This window comes from Janthinobacterium sp. UMAB-56, assembly GCF_900095265.1.
Classification (GTDB): domain Bacteria; phylum Pseudomonadota; class Gammaproteobacteria; order Burkholderiales; family Burkholderiaceae_D; genus Janthinobacterium.
In genome coordinates this window covers 102,345-116,816 of the sequence record NZ_LT607655.1, presented here as the reverse complement: position 1 = coordinate 116,816, position 14,472 = coordinate 102,345, and the positions used below count along the sequence as shown (strand labels likewise).

11 protein-coding genes are annotated in these 14,472 nt (G+C 61.5%); 8 read left to right on the top strand and 3 right to left on the bottom strand.

The annotated features are described in order from the left end of the window. The first annotated feature begins 85 nt into the window (after positions 1 to 85). The 5 genes from K0F85_RS11405 (at position 86) to K0F85_RS11385 (ending at position 7,940) form a co-directional block, all read left to right on the top strand. Positions 86 to 766, top strand: a complete 681-nt coding sequence (locus K0F85_RS11405; RefSeq protein ID WP_219116160.1) for a hypothetical protein — start codon at positions 86 to 88, stop codon at positions 764 to 766. Between the two features lie 177 nt (positions 767 to 943). After that, a complete protein-coding gene (locus tag K0F85_RS11400) occupies positions 944 to 3,523 on the top strand; it encodes a DUF349 domain-containing protein (RefSeq protein ID WP_219116159.1) in 2,580 nt (859 codons plus the stop codon). A gap of 2 nt (positions 3,524 to 3,525) precedes the next feature. Further along, complete coding sequence (gene moaE / locus K0F85_RS11395; protein ID WP_374198692.1) at positions 3,526 to 3,987, top strand: molybdopterin synthase catalytic subunit MoaE; 462 nt, start codon at positions 3,526 to 3,528, stop codon at positions 3,985 to 3,987. Between the two features lie 121 nt (positions 3,988 to 4,108). Further along, positions 4,109 to 6,715, top strand: coding sequence for an ATP-dependent chaperone ClpB (clpB, locus tag K0F85_RS11390; protein WP_219116157.1), 2,607 nt, complete (start codon positions 4,109 to 4,111; stop codon positions 6,713 to 6,715). Between the two features lie 109 nt (positions 6,716 to 6,824). Next, complete coding sequence (locus K0F85_RS11385) at positions 6,825 to 7,940, top strand: polyamine ABC transporter substrate-binding protein (RefSeq protein WP_219116156.1); 1,116 nt, start codon at positions 6,825 to 6,827, stop codon at positions 7,938 to 7,940. A 207-nt stretch (positions 7,941 to 8,147) separates the two neighbouring features. Here the strand turns inward: K0F85_RS11385 and K0F85_RS28720 are convergent, their stop codons facing one another. From K0F85_RS28720 to ppk1, 3 genes are all read right to left on the bottom strand, one after another. After that, on the bottom strand, positions 8,148 to 8,273 hold the full coding sequence (locus K0F85_RS28720; protein WP_254926692.1) for a hypothetical protein: 126 nt from the start codon (positions 8,271 to 8,273) through the stop codon (positions 8,148 to 8,150). Positions 8,274 to 8,458: 185 nt separating this feature from the next. Next, positions 8,459 to 8,917, bottom strand: coding sequence for a phosphohistidine phosphatase SixA (gene sixA / locus K0F85_RS11380; protein WP_219116155.1), 459 nt, complete (start codon positions 8,915 to 8,917; stop codon positions 8,459 to 8,461). 34 nt (positions 8,918 to 8,951) lie between these two features. After that, positions 8,952 to 11,045 carry a polyphosphate kinase 1 gene (gene ppk1, locus K0F85_RS11375; protein WP_219116154.1) on the bottom strand — a complete coding sequence of 698 codons (2,094 nt, stop codon included), beginning with the start codon at positions 11,043 to 11,045 and terminating at the stop codon, positions 8,952 to 8,954. A 271-nt stretch (positions 11,046 to 11,316) separates the two neighbouring features. Here ppk1 and pstS point away from each other — a divergent pair, with 271 nt between their 5' ends. The 3 genes from pstS to pstA all read left to right on the top strand — a co-directional run bounded on the left by pstS (position 11,317) and on the right by pstA (position 14,439). Then, a complete protein-coding gene (gene pstS, locus K0F85_RS11370) occupies positions 11,317 to 12,366 on the top strand; it encodes a phosphate ABC transporter substrate-binding protein PstS (protein WP_102121061.1) in 1,050 nt (349 codons plus the stop codon). 208 nt (positions 12,367 to 12,574) lie between these two features. Continuing rightward, positions 12,575 to 13,546: a phosphate ABC transporter permease subunit PstC gene (gene pstC / locus K0F85_RS11365; RefSeq protein ID WP_219116153.1), complete on the top strand. Its 972-nt coding sequence runs from the start codon at positions 12,575 to 12,577 to the stop codon at positions 13,544 to 13,546. After that, positions 13,543 to 14,439 (top strand): phosphate ABC transporter permease PstA, encoded by an 897-nt coding sequence (pstA, locus tag K0F85_RS11360; RefSeq protein WP_219116152.1) that lies wholly within the window; start codon positions 13,543 to 13,545, stop codon positions 14,437 to 14,439. The genes pstC and pstA overlap by 4 nt, the downstream gene beginning before the upstream one ends. The last annotated feature ends 33 nt before the right edge of the window (positions 14,440 to 14,472 follow it).

Genomic DNA, 14,472 nt, shown 5'->3' with positions numbered 1-14,472 from the left:
TGCAGGATCAAACCAGGCCCTGTCGGTAGTCTTTACACTTTCACTTCCAGGCTGAGACATCCAGCGCATTTTCGGGAGTGAGTACATGCTTACGGCAACATATATATTGGTTTCCCTGTCAGTGGAACAGGCCAGCATCCGCATGAGCCTGCTGGCTTTTCAGAAATACATGCAGGTGCAGCTGCGCCAGCAGAGCCAGCTCAGCCTGGCGCAGCTGCAGTACGCAGGCGACTGGCTGAGCCGCCTGTATCAGGGGGGCTACTGGCGCAAGGTGGAGATGTATCTGATCCCCGCCATCCGTCAGGCCGCGCCGCGTGCGGACGGCCCGCTCGATGGTTTGCTCAATGAGATCAATGGCTTGAACCATGCTGCGCTGGAAAGCATCAATGTCGTGCAGCAGCGCGCGGGTGCCGCCATCGACCATTCCGAATTGCAGGCCGAGCAGCTGTGCGCCGCCATCGACGCCTTTTGCGCGGCCCTGTTGCAGCGCCTTGAAAAAGAGGAGCGCGAGCTGTTTGCGCTGGCGCGCAAGGTCATCGTGGGCGAAGCGTGGTTTGCCATCGCCTACCAGTTCCTCGCCCACGATGCGCGCGCGCAGGAAGCGCGCCGTGGCAAGGCGCAGGTCTTGCCTTTTGTTTTGCCAGTGCCTGCGCCGGCGCCGGGGACGCCTGGCAGCAGCGCTGACGCCACCGATAGCGCCACCGCCGCCAACGCTGCTGCGGATGCCTTGCCAGCGGCGCCGCAAGCCCTGCGCGCGCGGGCTTGACGGGGAGCGGGCACCCTCCTCGGTCGCCCGTGTGCAGCGGCTCCGCGAGCGTGGTTTTGCGCTGGCGCCAGCATGGGAGGCGTGTTGTGTGACTCATTTGCCAACTTGTACAGACCTGTCCGATGCAATACTCCGGGCTTTGTTATGATGGTGGTTTTGATCCACGCGAAACCCGTCATGTTCGAATTTCTCTTCAAGCGTTCTGCCAGCAAGACTGCCGCACCCGATCCTGTCGTGGCAGAACAGGCCGCCGCCTCGGCGCTGAGCGCATCGCGCCGCGCCGAACAGGTTGCGCGCGCCCATGCCGTGGCGGGTGACGAAGCCGCCGCCTTTGAATTCATCCTGGCCAGCGAATTTGCCGATGCCCGTCTGATCGCGGCCGAACACGTCCATGCCTTGCCCCTGCTGGAAAAAGTCCACCACGCCATGCGCAACACGGACCGCCGCGTCGCCAAACTGATGCAGGGCCGAATCGACCTGATCCGCCACCAGGCGGCGGAAACCCAGCGCGCCGAGGCCAGCATCGCCACGGCCCAGCGCCTGCTGAGCGATGACAAGCTCAGCCCGAATCAGGTGGCCGAGCTGGACCGCCAATGGCAAGTGATCAAGGCCACGCCCGAGCTGGCGACCGCCTTCGCCGCCGCGCGCGCCGCGCTTGCCGCCCGCCTGGAAGCGCAAGTGCTGCTGCAGCGCGCCGTGATCGACGCCGTTGCCGCCGCGCGCGCGCTGGCCAGCAATGGCCAGTCTGCCGAAGAACTGGCGCAGGCGCTGGCAAGCCTGGATGCGCAGCATGCGCAGCATGCGCAATCGCCCGAGCGCGGCTCCTTGCCGAAACACCTGGAAAGCGATTTTCTCCAGGCGCGCGAGCAGGCGCAGTCCGCCTTGCAAGCCCTGCAGCAGCACCAGGCCGTGTTCGACGCGCGCCAGGGGGCGCTGGCCGAATGGCAGGCGCAGGACGCCGCCACCCTGGACGCAGACACCTTGAAGCGCGCTTGGCAAGCCTTGCCGCGCCTGCCCGAATCGAGTTTGTCCGACAGCTTGCAGCAGCAATTTGCGGCCGTGCTGGCCAGTGCGCCGGCGCCCGTGCAGGCGGCAACGGCAGAGGCCGCACCGGCCCATGCCGAGCCAGCGCCGCGCAAGCCGCGCCAGGAACACGCGCCCGTGTCGAAAGAAGCGACGGAGCAGTTCTTCAAGGTGCTCGACGCCATGGAAGCGGCCCTGCAGGATGGCTTGCTGCACGTGGCGTCCGAACACGACAAGACCTTGCGCGATACCAAGCACGGCCGATTGACGCCTGCGCAAGCGGATCGCCTGGCCCATGTACGCGGGCAATTCAAGCAATTGGCTGACTGGGCGCGCTGGGGTGGCAACGTGTCGCGCGAGGAACTGGTCAAGGCGGGTGAGGAATTGCCGGCACAAGAATTGCCAATGGCCGAGTTGGCCAAGAAAGTGGGCAGCTTGCGCGAGCGCTGGAAGTCGCTCGACACCTTGTCCGGCCCGGCGCCTAAGTCTTTGTGGGAGCGTTTCGACGCCGCCTGCAGCGTGGCGTATGCGCCAGCGGCCCAGCATTTCAAGCTACTGGCCGATGAGCGCCACGGCAATGCGGCCAAGGCCCAGGAATTGATCGCGGAAACGGCGGCCCTGGCGGCCGAAGAAAGTACCGACTGGAAACACGTCGCCTCCGCCTCGCAGCGCTTGCGCCAGGCGTGGACGCGCCTGGGCACCATTGACCGCAAGGAAAAGAAACGCCTGGACGCCGAGTTCGGCGCCGCGCTGGACGCGCTGTCGAAGCCGCTGGACACGCAGCGCCAGATCGAGACGGCGCGCCGCGAACAATTGATCGTCGAAGTGGGCTTGCTCAAACCGTCGGAGCGCAACACGGTTGACATGCTCAAAGCCTTGCAGGACAAATGGCAGGAGCTGGCAAAAGCCTTGCCGCTGGAGCGCCGCGCGGAACAGGCGCTGTGGCAGCGCTTCCGCGCCGCTTGCGACGACATCTTTGCCAGGCGCAAGGAAACGGCTCACGCGGCCGACCACGAGCGCCGCGAACACTTGCATGCGCGCGTAGCGCTGTGCGAAGCGCTGGAAACGGCCGTCGTGCCCGAGGGCGACGACAAGGCCCGCAGCGCCTTCATCCACCAGTTGCTGCGTGACACGCGCGCCGCCTGGAATGCCAGCGGTCCCGTGCCGCGCGCCAGCGAAGCGAAGATCGAACAGCGTTACCAGGCGGCTGTCGCCGGCGTGCAAGCGCAAGCGGATGCCATCGCCGAGCGTGCCGGTGCGGCCCAGGCGAATGCCCTGCGCGACAAGCTGCGCCTGGTGCAGGCGCTGGAAACCTCGCTGCTCGAGGGGGGCGACAGCGCCGACGCTGCCGCTTGGGATCAGCGCTGGAGCGCCTTGCCGCCGCTCGACGCCCAGTACGAACGCAGCCTGCAGCAGCGCTTTGCCGCCGCCCAGGCCGCGCTGGGCGAGGGCGCGGCCGCCTACGTGCAACAATTGCAGGCCAACCAGGAGCGCTTGCGTGAGGAAGTCTTGCGCCTGGAAATCGTCGCCGGCGTCGACAGCGGCGCCGAATTTGCCCGCGACCGCCTGAAAATGCAGGTGGAAGTGTTGCAATCGTCGCTGAAATCGGGCCAGAAGCCGCTCACGCAAGTGTCGCAGCTGATGCAGCTGTGCGCGATTGCCGCCGCCACCGATGCGCGCACGGCCAGCCGCATTGAAACCTTGCTGCGCCGCATAGGAGGCAGCGTCAAATGAGCATTTCCGTCCGCGTCCAGCAAGCCGATTTTGACTTGAGTCAAGAAATTGCACAATTACGTGCAGGCAACCCCAAGGTGGGCGCCGTCGTCAGCTTCGTCGGTACGGTGCGCGACATGAACGAAGGCTTGGACGTGGCTGCCATGGAGCTCGAGCACTATCCGGGCATGACGGAAAAGTCCATCGTTGCCATCGTGGAGCAGGCGCGGGAGCGCTGGCCCCTCGCTGGCGCGTCGGTGATCCACCGCGTGGGGCCCCTGCTGCCGCAGGAGCAGATCGTGCTGGTGGCGGTCTCGTCCGCTCACCGGGGCGTAGCCTTTGCCGCTTGCGAATTCATCATCGATTACCTGAAGACGCAGGCGCCGTTCTGGAAGAAGGAAGACACGCCGGAAGGGGCGCGCTGGGTCGATGCGCGCGACAGCGACGAGACAGCACTGGATAAATGGACGGCGCGGGCCAGCTGAGGCGTATTTGCCGCGCACGTTAGCATTTGCAACAATGCATCAGTTTTATGCTTTGTGTATGCTTGAAAAGGACCGCCTCACCCCAATTTGGTTAACAACTAATTAACCGGGAGCGCTTTTCATGCGACAAGACAAACTCACCACCAAGTTACAGGAAGCCCTGGCCGATGCACAAAGCCTGGCCGTGGGCAACGACAACCCGTATATCGAACCAGTCCACCTGCTGACGGCCCTGTTGAACCAGGACGACGGCGGTGCCCGCTCGCTGTTGCAGCGCGCCGGTGTCAACGTGGGAGGGCTGACCAAGGCTCTGGGCGCGTCCCTCGAACGCTTGCCGAAGGTGTCGGGCACGGGCGGCGACGTGCAGGTCAGCCGTGAATTCGTGGCCTTGCTCAATCTTGCCGACAAAGAATCGCAAAAGGCGGGCGACCAGTTCGTCTCCAGCGAAATGGTCTTGCTGGCCATGACGGACGACAAGTCCGACTGCGGCAAGCTGGCGCGCGAAAACGGCCTGACCCGCAAGGCACTGGCATCGGCCATCGAGGCCGTGCGCGGCGGCAACAAGGTTGATTCACAAGAGGCCGAAGGCCAGCGCGAAGCCTTGAAAAAATACACCATGGACCTGACGGAGCGGGCGCGCAAGGGCAAGCTCGACCCTGTGATCGGCCGCGACGATGAAATTCGCCGCACCATCCAGATCCTGCAGCGCCGCAGCAAGAACAATCCCGTGCTGATCGGCGAGCCGGGCGTGGGCAAGACGGCCATCGTCGAAGGCCTGGCGCAGCGCATCGTCAATGGCGAAGTGCCCGAGTCCCTGAAAGGCAAGCGCGTACTCTCGCTGGATATGGCTGCCTTGCTGGCCGGCGCGAAATTCCGCGGCGAATTCGAGGAGCGCCTGAAATCCGTGCTGAAGGAATTGGCCATGGATGAGGGGCAAACCATCGTCTTCATCGATGAGATGCACACCATGGTGGGCGCGGGCAAGGCCGAAGGCGCGATGGATGCCGGCAATATGCTGAAACCGGCGCTGGCGCGCGGCGAACTGCATTGCGTGGGCGCGACTACCCTCGACGAGTACCGCAAGTACATCGAGAAGGATGCCGCGCTGGAACGCCGCTTCCAGAAAGTGCTGGTCGACGAGCCGACCGTGGAGGCGACCATCGCCATCCTGCGCGGCTTGCAGGATAAGTACGCGCTGCACCACAAGGTGGAAATCACGGACGCGGCCATCATCGCCGCTGCCGAGCTGTCGCACCGCTACATCACGGACCGCTTCCTGCCCGACAAGGCGATCGACCTGATCGACGAGGCGGCGGCAAAGATCAAGATCGAGATCGATTCCAAGCCGGAAGTGATGGACAAGCTGGAACGCCGCTTGATCCAGCTGAAGATCGAGCGCGAAGCCGTCAAGAAGGAAAAAGACGAAGCGTCCTTGCGCCGCCTGGGCTTGATCGAGGAAGAGATCGTCAAGTTGCAGCGCGAATACAATGACTTCGAAGAAATCCTGAAGGCGGAAAAAGCCGTGGTGCAGGGCAGCACGCACATCAAGGAAGAAATCGAACAAGTCAAGCTGCAGATGGAGCAGGCAACCCGCGAGAGCAATTGGCAGAAAGTGTCGGAGCTGCAATACGGCAAACTGCCGCAGCTGGAAGCCCAGCTCAAGCAGGCTGACAGCGGCATCCCGAAACGCGATCCCGACCAGCCGAAACTGCTGCGTACGGAGGTGGGCGCCGAGGAAATCGCCGAAGTGGTGTCGCGCGCGACGGGCATCCCCGTGTCGCGCATGATGCAGGGCGAACGCGAGAAGCTGCTGCACATTGAAGAAAAGCTGCATGAGCGCGTCGTGGGCCAGGATGAAGCGATCACGGCCGTGGCTGACGCCATCCGCCGTTCGCGCGCCGGCTTGAGCGATCCGAACCGTCCCTATGGTTCCTTCATGTTCCTGGGGCCGACGGGCGTGGGCAAGACCGAGCTGAGCAAGGCGCTGGCGACCTTCCTGTTCGATACGGAAGAATCGATGATACGCATCGACATGAGCGAGTTCATGGAAAAGCATTCCGTGGCCCGCCTGATCGGCGCGCCGCCCGGCTATGTGGGTTACGACGAGGGCGGTTACCTGACGGAAGCCGTGCGCCGCAAGCCGTACAGCGTGATCCTGCTCGACGAAGTGGAAAAGGCGCATGCCGACGTCTTCAACGTGCTGCTGCAAGTGCTCGACGATGGCCGCATGACGGACGGCCAGGGCCGCACGGTGGACTTCAAGAATACCGTCATCATCATGACCTCGAACCTGGGTTCGCATAAAATCCAGGCCATGGAAAGCGATGATCCCGGCGTCGTGAAGCTGGCCGTGATGGCCGAGGTGCGCGCGCACTTCCGTCCCGAGTTCGTCAACCGCATCGATGAGATCGTCGTGTTCCACGGCCTCGACGAGAAAAACATCGGCGCGATCGCGAAGATCCAGCTCAAAATTCTCGAAGAGCGCCTGGCGCGCATGGACATGCAGTTGAGCCTGACCGACGCGGCCTTGCAGCAAATCGCCGAAGCGGGCTACGACCCGGTGTATGGGGCACGTCCTTTGAAACGGGCGATACAGCAGCAGATCGAAAATCCGCTGTCGAAGCTGATCCTGGAAGGCAAGTTTGGCCCGAAAGACGAGATCCGCATCGACGCCCAGCATGGCAACCTGGTGTTTTCGGGCGCGCAAGTGGGGCTGGACAAGGTGTAAGCTGCCGCGTTCATATTGCGCGATAGGCAAGGGCGCGATCAGGCTAGACCTGATCGCGCCCTTCTTGCTATCATCGGCACTATTTTCTGATTCTTCTGGAGGCGATACGATGGCAAACACATGGCAAGCAGGACGGCGCATTGGAGTGGGATTGACCTTGGCGGCAGCCGTGCTGGCCTTGCCTGCCCAGGCCCAGGAAGAAAAAGTACTGAACATCTACAACTGGTCCGACTATATCGGCGACGATACGATCAAGAATTTTGAAAAGGAAACGGGCATCAAGGTACGCTACGACGTTTTCGACAATAACGAAATCCTCAATGCGAAACTGGTGGCGGGCAAGTCCGGCTACGACATCGTCGTGCCGACGGCCCAGTGGGCGCGCCTGCAGATCGATGCGGGCCTGCTGCGCAAACTCGACAAGAGCAAGCTGACGAACCTGGGCAACCTGGACTCCAACCTGCAAGCCAAGCTGTCGAAGATCGACCCGAACAACGATTACCTGGTCGACTGGCTGTGGGGTTACACGACGGTGGGCATCAACGTCAACAAGGTCAAGGCGGCGCTGGGTGGCATGCCCATGCCTGAGAATGCCTGGGACCTGATCTTCGACCCGAAATATGCGGCGAAGCTGAAATCGTGCGGCGTGTCCTTCCTCGACTCGCCATCGGAAGTGCTGCCTGCCGCCCTGCAATACCTGGGCAAACCCGCCTACTCGAAGTCCAGCGCCGACTACCAGGAAGCGGGCAAGGTGCTGCAAGCCATCCGTCCCTATGTGACCCTGTTCAGCTCGTCCGGTTACATTAATGACATGGCCAACGGTTCTGTCTGCGTCGCGCTGGGCTGGTCGGGCGATATCAATATCGCGCGCCAGCGCGCCATCGATGCCAAGAATGGCAATGTGATCCAGGTGCTGGTGCCAAAGACGGCCGCCCTGATGTTCGACACCATGGCCATCCCGGCCGACGCGCCGCACCCGAACAATGCGCACCTGTTCATTAACTACATTTTGCGTCCGCAAGTGCATGCCAGCCTGAGCAACAAGGTGTTTTACGCGAATCCGAATCCGGCCAGTATCAAGTATGTACGCAAGGACATCGGCGAAAACAAGGCTATCTTCCTGTCTGACGCCGACAAGCAGCGCATGGCCGCACCGGAAGCGACAACGGCCGATATCCGCCGGCTGATGACGCGTATCTATACGAAGTTCAAGACGGGAGTTTAAGGTACGAGCTCGCTACAAAACTGTAGCGAGCGGAAGGCAGTGGTGCTTGAGAGGCGGAACTGTGTCGTGCACGGGGCCGCCGAGGCAGTGAGCATCGCAGCCTGCAAATCGCGACGCGCAGTCAGTTTTGTTGGGCGGTGCAAGGATGGCGCGAGGGACGGGCCGGTAGGCCGTCGCTGGCGCCATGCGATAGTGCCGAGGTGAACGCTACTCGTGGTAGCGGTCCATCAGCTTGTGGTGGCTGCCGCGCATTTCTTCGATCAGTTCAAAGGCGACAAAGCCGATGATGGCGGCGAAGATGGCGATGAAGAGAAAAACGAGGAAGGTTAACATGGTCTTTCAGCCGCCGTTGAGCGGCTGTCCGCTGGGTTGCTCAAGGTGCCAGAGCATTGCTCCAACACGTCGTTGATGCCATTAAACTCTAGCAGATCGGCAGCGCTTTACAAGGCTGACGAGTTGCAATTCCTGCCAGTATTTGTCCCAGCGCACTTTTTGCGCATTTCCCTGCTTCACCACCCTTATTTCACCACCAGGTCATGCGCCATGACGGCTTTTAAATAGACGCTGATGGGATCGCCCGGTTCGCGCTGCGAGAACCACCACGCGCTGGCCTTGCGCATCTCCCATTCCTGCTCCTCGCCCGTCAGCAGCAGGGCGGCCGCCTGGCCCAGCGTGGGCTGGTGGCCGACGATGAGCACGGTTTCCTTGCCGCTGGGCCAGTTGGCCGCCTGCAGGATGTCTTCCGCCTCGGCGCCGGGCGCCAGTTCCGGCATCAGCTTGAACTTGCGCCCCAGCGCTTCCGCCGTTTGCAGGGTGCGCAGGGCGGGGCTGACGAGGATGCGGCAATTTTCCGGTAGTTGCGAGGCCAGCCATTCCCCCATGCGGCGCGCCTGTTTCTGGCCTTTGACGGTCAGGGCGCGTTCGAGGTCGGGGACGCCCGGCTCGGCTTCTGCGTGGCGCCACAAGATGAGGTCCATGTTGTACTCCTCTGTGTAGAAAGTCGAAAGCTGCCTATTCGCCGACCTCCGCGCTCGGCGTGCCCAGTGTCTGCATCAAATACTGCTGGGCGCTGAACGGTGTTTGCTTGCCGCGCGGCTTGCGGCGCGCGTACTGGCCCGTCGGCTCCAGTTCCCATGCATTCGTATTATCCTTCAAATATGGATTCAAGCCTTCGGCGATCACGCGCCGCTTCAGTGCCCGGTCCAGCACGGGGAAGGCCACTTCCACGCGGCGGAACAGATTGCGGCTCATCCAGTCGGCGCTGGCCAGGTAGACATCGTGCGCCAGGTCGTTGCGGAAGTAGTAAATGCGGCTGTGTTCGAGGAAGCGGCCGATCACGGAGCGTACCTTGATGTTTTCCGACAAGCCAGGCACGCCCGGTTTCAGGGTGCAGGCGCCGCGCACGATCAGGTCGATCTTCACGCCATCGGTCGAGGCCGCATACAGGGCGCGGATCACGGATTCATCCACCAGCGCATTGACCTTCACGATGATGCGCCCGCGCTGGCCGGAGCGGGCGATCTTCGCTTCGTTGCGGATGGCCTTGATGATCTCGCTTTGCAGGCCGAACGGCGCCAGCCACAGATGGTTCAGGTTGTGCGGCTTGGTCAGGCTGGTCAGGTGGATGAAGACTTCGTTCACTTCCACTGCCAGGTCCTGGTTCGCCGTCAGCAAGCCGAAGTCCGTGTACAGCTTGGTGGTGGTGGGGTGGTAGTTGCCGGTACCCAAGTGGGCGTAGAAGCGCAGCGCGCCTTCTTCTCGGCGGATGACGAGCGCCACCTTGGCATGGGTTTTCAGGCCCACCACGCCGTACACGACTTGCGCGCCGGCCTGTTCCAGCTTGTCGGCCCAGTTGATATTGGCTTCCTCGTCGAAACGCGCCATCAGTTCCACGATGACGGTCACTTCCTTGCCCATTTTCGCCGCTGTAATGAGTGACTCCATCAAGTCCGAATTCATGCCCGTGCGGTAGATCGTTTGCTTGATGGCGACGACGGATGGGTCGTAGGCGGCGCTGCGGATGAAGTCGATCACCGTCTGGAACGACTGGTAGGGGTGATGCAGCAGGATGTCGTGCTTGTTCAGCGCGGCAAAGATGTCGTTGCCGATGGCTTTGTGCGCGAGGCCGGGGAAAAACGGCGGGAAGCGCAATTCCGGCAGCTTCACGTGGTCGATCATTTCCGACAGGCGCACCAGGTTCACGGGGCCATTGACGCGGTACAGCCGGCTTTGATCCAGGCTGAACTGGTCGAGCAGGAATTGCGACAATTCTGGCGGGCAATTGCGCGCCACTTCCAGGCGCACGGAGGTGCCGAACTGGCGCCCCACCAGTTCGCCCTTCAAGGCCTGGCGCAGGTTCTTGACTTCGTCTTCGTCCACCCACAGGTCGCTGTCGCGCGTGACGCGAAATTGCGAATAGGCAATCACTTCGCGCCCGGCAAACAGGTCGGAAATGTGCGCGTGTATGACGGAAGACAATAAACAGAAGGATACGCCGTCGCCGGAAATGTCGTCCGGCAGCTTGATGACGCGTGGCAAGACACGGGGCGCCTTGACGATGGCGATCGCCGTGCCGCGGCCGAAGGCATCCTTGCCGCTCAGCGAAACGATGAAATTGAGGCTCTTGTTTACCACTTGCGGGAACGGATGGGCCGGGTCGAGGCCGATGGGGGTCAGCAAGGGGCGCACTTCGCGGTCGAAATACTGCTTGACCCACGCACGCTGCGCCTCGTTGCGGTCGCTGTCGCGCAGCAAATGCACGCCCGCTTCGCGCAAGGCCGGCAAGACTTCGCTATTTAATATCTCGTACTGGCGTTCCACCAGCGCATGGCATTCCTTGCCGATGCGTTCCAGGTTGGCCGCCAGGGCAGGGTGGCCGGCCAACGAACCGCCGATGCTGCCGGCCGCCAACAGGCTGGCCACGCGCACCTCGAAGAACTCATCCATGTTGCTGCTGACGATGCACAGGTAGCGCAGGCGCTCGAGCAGCGGAATGTTCGGGTCTTCCGCCTGGGCCATCACGCGCCGGTTGAAAGTCAGTTGCGACAGTTCGCGGTCAAGCAGGATGCCCGATTTGGTCACTTCCGTGTGCAGTTCAGGTTTCATATTCTTTTGTCTTTGCAGATAGTTAATTCTAGCCGTATTTCATCATGTATGACGCGTTGTGAGTGTAATCATGAAATATGACGTAAGCGTGACATAAGCTGTCATAAAGCGTCGCCCCTTCTGTCATTATCCGCGCCGCAAATGTTGATTCCCGGGGCGTAGCCAATTATTTCAGGATTTTTTACCCATGTCATAAAGCTGTCATATTCGCTTGCTAGACTGCGCAGCATTCAACCGGGACTTTGTGCCCTAACAACCCTGAGGACTTGATATGCAAATGAAGCAAATGTTCAAATTTATCGTCGTGGGTGCTTCGGCAGCGATGGCATTTTCTTCCGCTTCCGTCATGGCGGCAGATATGACAGGTGCTGGTGCGACCTTCCCGTACCCGATCTATGCCAAATGGGCTGAAACTTACAAAGCCAATACGGGCAACGGCCTGAACTACCAGTCCGTCGGCTCCGGCGCCGGCATCAAGCAAATCAAGGCCAAGACTGTTGAATTCGGTGCCTCGGACATGCCTTTGAAGGCAGAAGAGCTGGAAGAAGCAGGCCTGATGCAGTTCCCTGCCATCATGGGCGGCGTGGTCACCATCGTCAACCTGGACGGCGTCAAGCCAGGCCAGCTGAAGATGACGGGCAAGGTCGTTGCCGACATCTACCTGGGCAAGATCACCAAATGGAGCGCTCCTGAGATCGCTGCTTTGAACAGCGGCGTCAAGCTGCCGGACACGGAAATCACCGTGGTGCACCGCGCCGACGGTTCGGGCACGTCTTTCCTGTTCACCGACTTCCTGTCGAAAACCAACCCGGAATTCAAATCGAAAATCGGTGCTGGCTCGGCTGTGAAATGGGCCGTGGGCGTGGGCGGCAAGGGTAACGAAGGCGTCGCCGCCAACGTACAGCGTATCAAGGGTTCGATCGGCTACGTCGAGTGGGCTTACGCCAAGAAAAACCATATGTCGCACACCCAGTTGCAAAACAAGGATGGCAACTACCTGCAGCCTGACGACGAAAACTTCAAGGCAGCAGCCGCTTCGGCACCATGGACGCAAACCCCAGGCTTCGGTGTGGTCCTGACCGACCAGGCTGGCAAGAACAGCTGGCCTATCACCGGCGTGTCGTTCATCCTGATGCACAAAGTCCAGCCTGACGCAGCCAAGGCAAAAGAAGTCCTGAAATTCTTCGACTGGGCCTACAAGAACGGCGGCGCCGCTGCTGTTGAACTGGACTACGTGCCGATGCCAGCATCGGTCGTGAAACTGGTGCAGGAATCGTGGAAAGCCAACCTGAAAGATGCTTCGGGCAAAGCCATCTATTAATTCGATAGCTTGACCACAGCAGTACCATCCTTGCCCCTCCGCCAGCAACACGGCGGGGCAGGGAGTTAGCCAGGACCGCCCGCAAGCCCTTGCAGGCGGTCCTGGCTAAAAGAGCAAGATAAAAATAGCAGTACCTGCAGTACCACCCACATGGCACATTATGAGCGCACAATCTACCTCTTCCACGATCCCCATGCCAGGCGGCACCATGACCGATTCCATCAGTCACACGCAAATGCTTTCCACCATGCGCAAGCAGCGCCTCCAGGACTTCCTGTTCCACAAGGTGACGATGCTGTTCGCCCTGTCGGTGCTGATTGTCCTGGTCGGCATCATCATTTCGCTGATCATGGAATCGATACCGGCCTTCAAGAGCTTCGGCCTGCATTTCATCGTGTCGGCAGAATGGGACCCCGTCAATGACCAGTACGGCGCCCTGATCCCCATCGTCGGCACCCTGGTGACGTCGGTGATTGCCCTGCTGATCGCCTTTCCTGTCAGCTTCGGCATCGCCCTGTTCCTCACGGAAATCTGCCCGGCCTGGCTGCGTCGCCCGCTGGGCACGGCTGTCGAGCTGCTGGCCGGCGTGCCATCGATCATCTACGGCATCTGGGGCCTGTTCGTCTTCGCGCCCCTGTTTGCCGACCACGTCCAGCCCATCCTGAAGGCGACGCTGGGCAACGTGCCCGTCATCGGCCAGCTGTTCAGCGGCCCCATGATGGGCATCGGCCTGCTGACGGCCGGTCTGGTACTGGCCATCATGATCATCCCCTTCATCGCCTCGGTGATGCGCGACGTGTTTGAAATCGTCCCTGCCGTGCTGAAGGAATCCGCTTACGGCCTGGGCTGCACGCGCTGGGAAGTGGTGCGCAAGATCGTCTTGCCATACACCAAGACCGGCGTCGTTGGCGGCGTCATGCTGGGCCTGGGCCGCGCGCTGGGCGAGACCATGGCCGTGACCTTCGTCATCGGCAACGCGAATAAACTGTCGTGGTCGTTGTTTGCCGCCGGCAACAGCATCACTTCCTTGCTGGCGAACGAATTCGGCGAAGCGCAATCGGCGCTGCACGTGTCCTCGCTGTTCTCGCTGGCGCTGATCCTGTTTGTCATCACCTTTATCGTCTTATCCGCCGCCAAGCTGATGCTGGCTGGCATGTCCCGCAAGGAAGGCACGAAATGAGCCAGCTCAGCCAAGTTAGCACCCACGACGCTCCGGCCAAGCCGGCCATGAACCCGGTCTACCGCAAGCGCCTGCTGATGCACCGCATCGGCATCGCCCTGTCGGTGGCCGCCATGGCCCTGGGCCTGGCCGTGCTGGTGTGGATTCTGTTCACCCTGGTGATCAAGGGTTTCGGCGCCCTGTCGTTCGACCTGTTCACGCAAACGACGCCGGCGCCCGGCAGCGAAGGCGGCGGCCTGATCAATGCCATCGTCGGCAGCGCCCTGATGGTGGGCCTGGCCACCGTTGTCAGCACGCCCATCGGCATCCTGGCCGGCATCTACCTGGCCGAATACGGCGAAGAAAACCGGCTGGCGCACGTGACGCGTTTCGTCACCGACATCATGCTGTCGGCCCCGTCCATCGTCATCGGCCTGTTCGTGTATGCGCTGTACGTGGCGCATGTGAAACATTTCTCCGGTTACGCCGGCGCCATCGCCTTGTCGCTGATCGCCGTGCCGGTGGTGGTGCGCACGACGGACAATATGCTGCGTCTGGTGCCGAACAGCTTGTTGGAAGCAGCGTTTGCCCTGGGCGCGCCGCGCTGGAAGGTCGCCACTCTGGTGCGCTTGCGCGCCGTCAAGGCCGGTGTCATTACTGGCGTGCTGCTGGCTCTGGCCCGCATCGCCGGCGAAACGGCACCGCTGCTGTTTACGGCCCTGAATAACCAGTTCCAAAGCTTCAACATGAATGCGCCTATGGCCAACTTGCCGTCCGTCATCGCATCGTTTGCGATGAGCCCCTACGACAACTGGCGCTCGCTGGCCTGGGGTGGCGCACTGCTGATCACCTTCAGCGTGCTGGCCCTGAATATCCTGTCGCGCACCGTGTTCAGCCAAAAAGTCCCTAATTAAACAGATATCGAGCGAAGCGAACCCATATGAATA

Bases quoted from the DNA above. Each gene is read 5' to 3' on its own strand.
- K0F85_RS11405 (WP_219116160.1), top strand. From the start codon at position 86: ATGCTTACGGCAACATATATATTGGTTTCCCTGTCAGTGGAACAGGCC.
- K0F85_RS11400 (WP_219116159.1), top strand. From the start codon at position 944: ATGTTCGAATTTCTCTTCAAGCGTTCTGCCAGCAAGACTGCCGCACCC.
- clpB (WP_219116157.1), top strand. From the start codon at position 4,109: ATGCGACAAGACAAACTCACCACCAAGTTACAGGAAGCCCTGGCCGAT.
- K0F85_RS11385 (WP_219116156.1), top strand. From the start codon at position 6,825: ATGGCAAACACATGGCAAGCAGGACGGCGCATTGGAGTGGGATTGACC.
- K0F85_RS28720 (WP_254926692.1), bottom strand. From the start codon at position 8,273: ATGTTAACCTTCCTCGTTTTTCTCTTCATCGCCATCTTCGCCGCCATC.
- sixA (WP_219116155.1), bottom strand. From the start codon at position 8,917: ATGGACCTCATCTTGTGGCGCCACGCAGAAGCCGAGCCGGGCGTCCCC.
- ppk1 (WP_219116154.1), bottom strand. From the start codon at position 11,045: ATGAAACCTGAACTGCACACGGAAGTGACCAAATCGGGCATCCTGCTT.
- pstS (WP_102121061.1), top strand. From the start codon at position 11,317: ATGCAAATGAAGCAAATGTTCAAATTTATCGTCGTGGGTGCTTCGGCA.
- pstC (WP_219116153.1), top strand. From the start codon at position 12,575: ATGACCGATTCCATCAGTCACACGCAAATGCTTTCCACCATGCGCAAG.
- pstA (WP_219116152.1), top strand. From the start codon at position 13,543: ATGAGCCAGCTCAGCCAAGTTAGCACCCACGACGCTCCGGCCAAGCCG.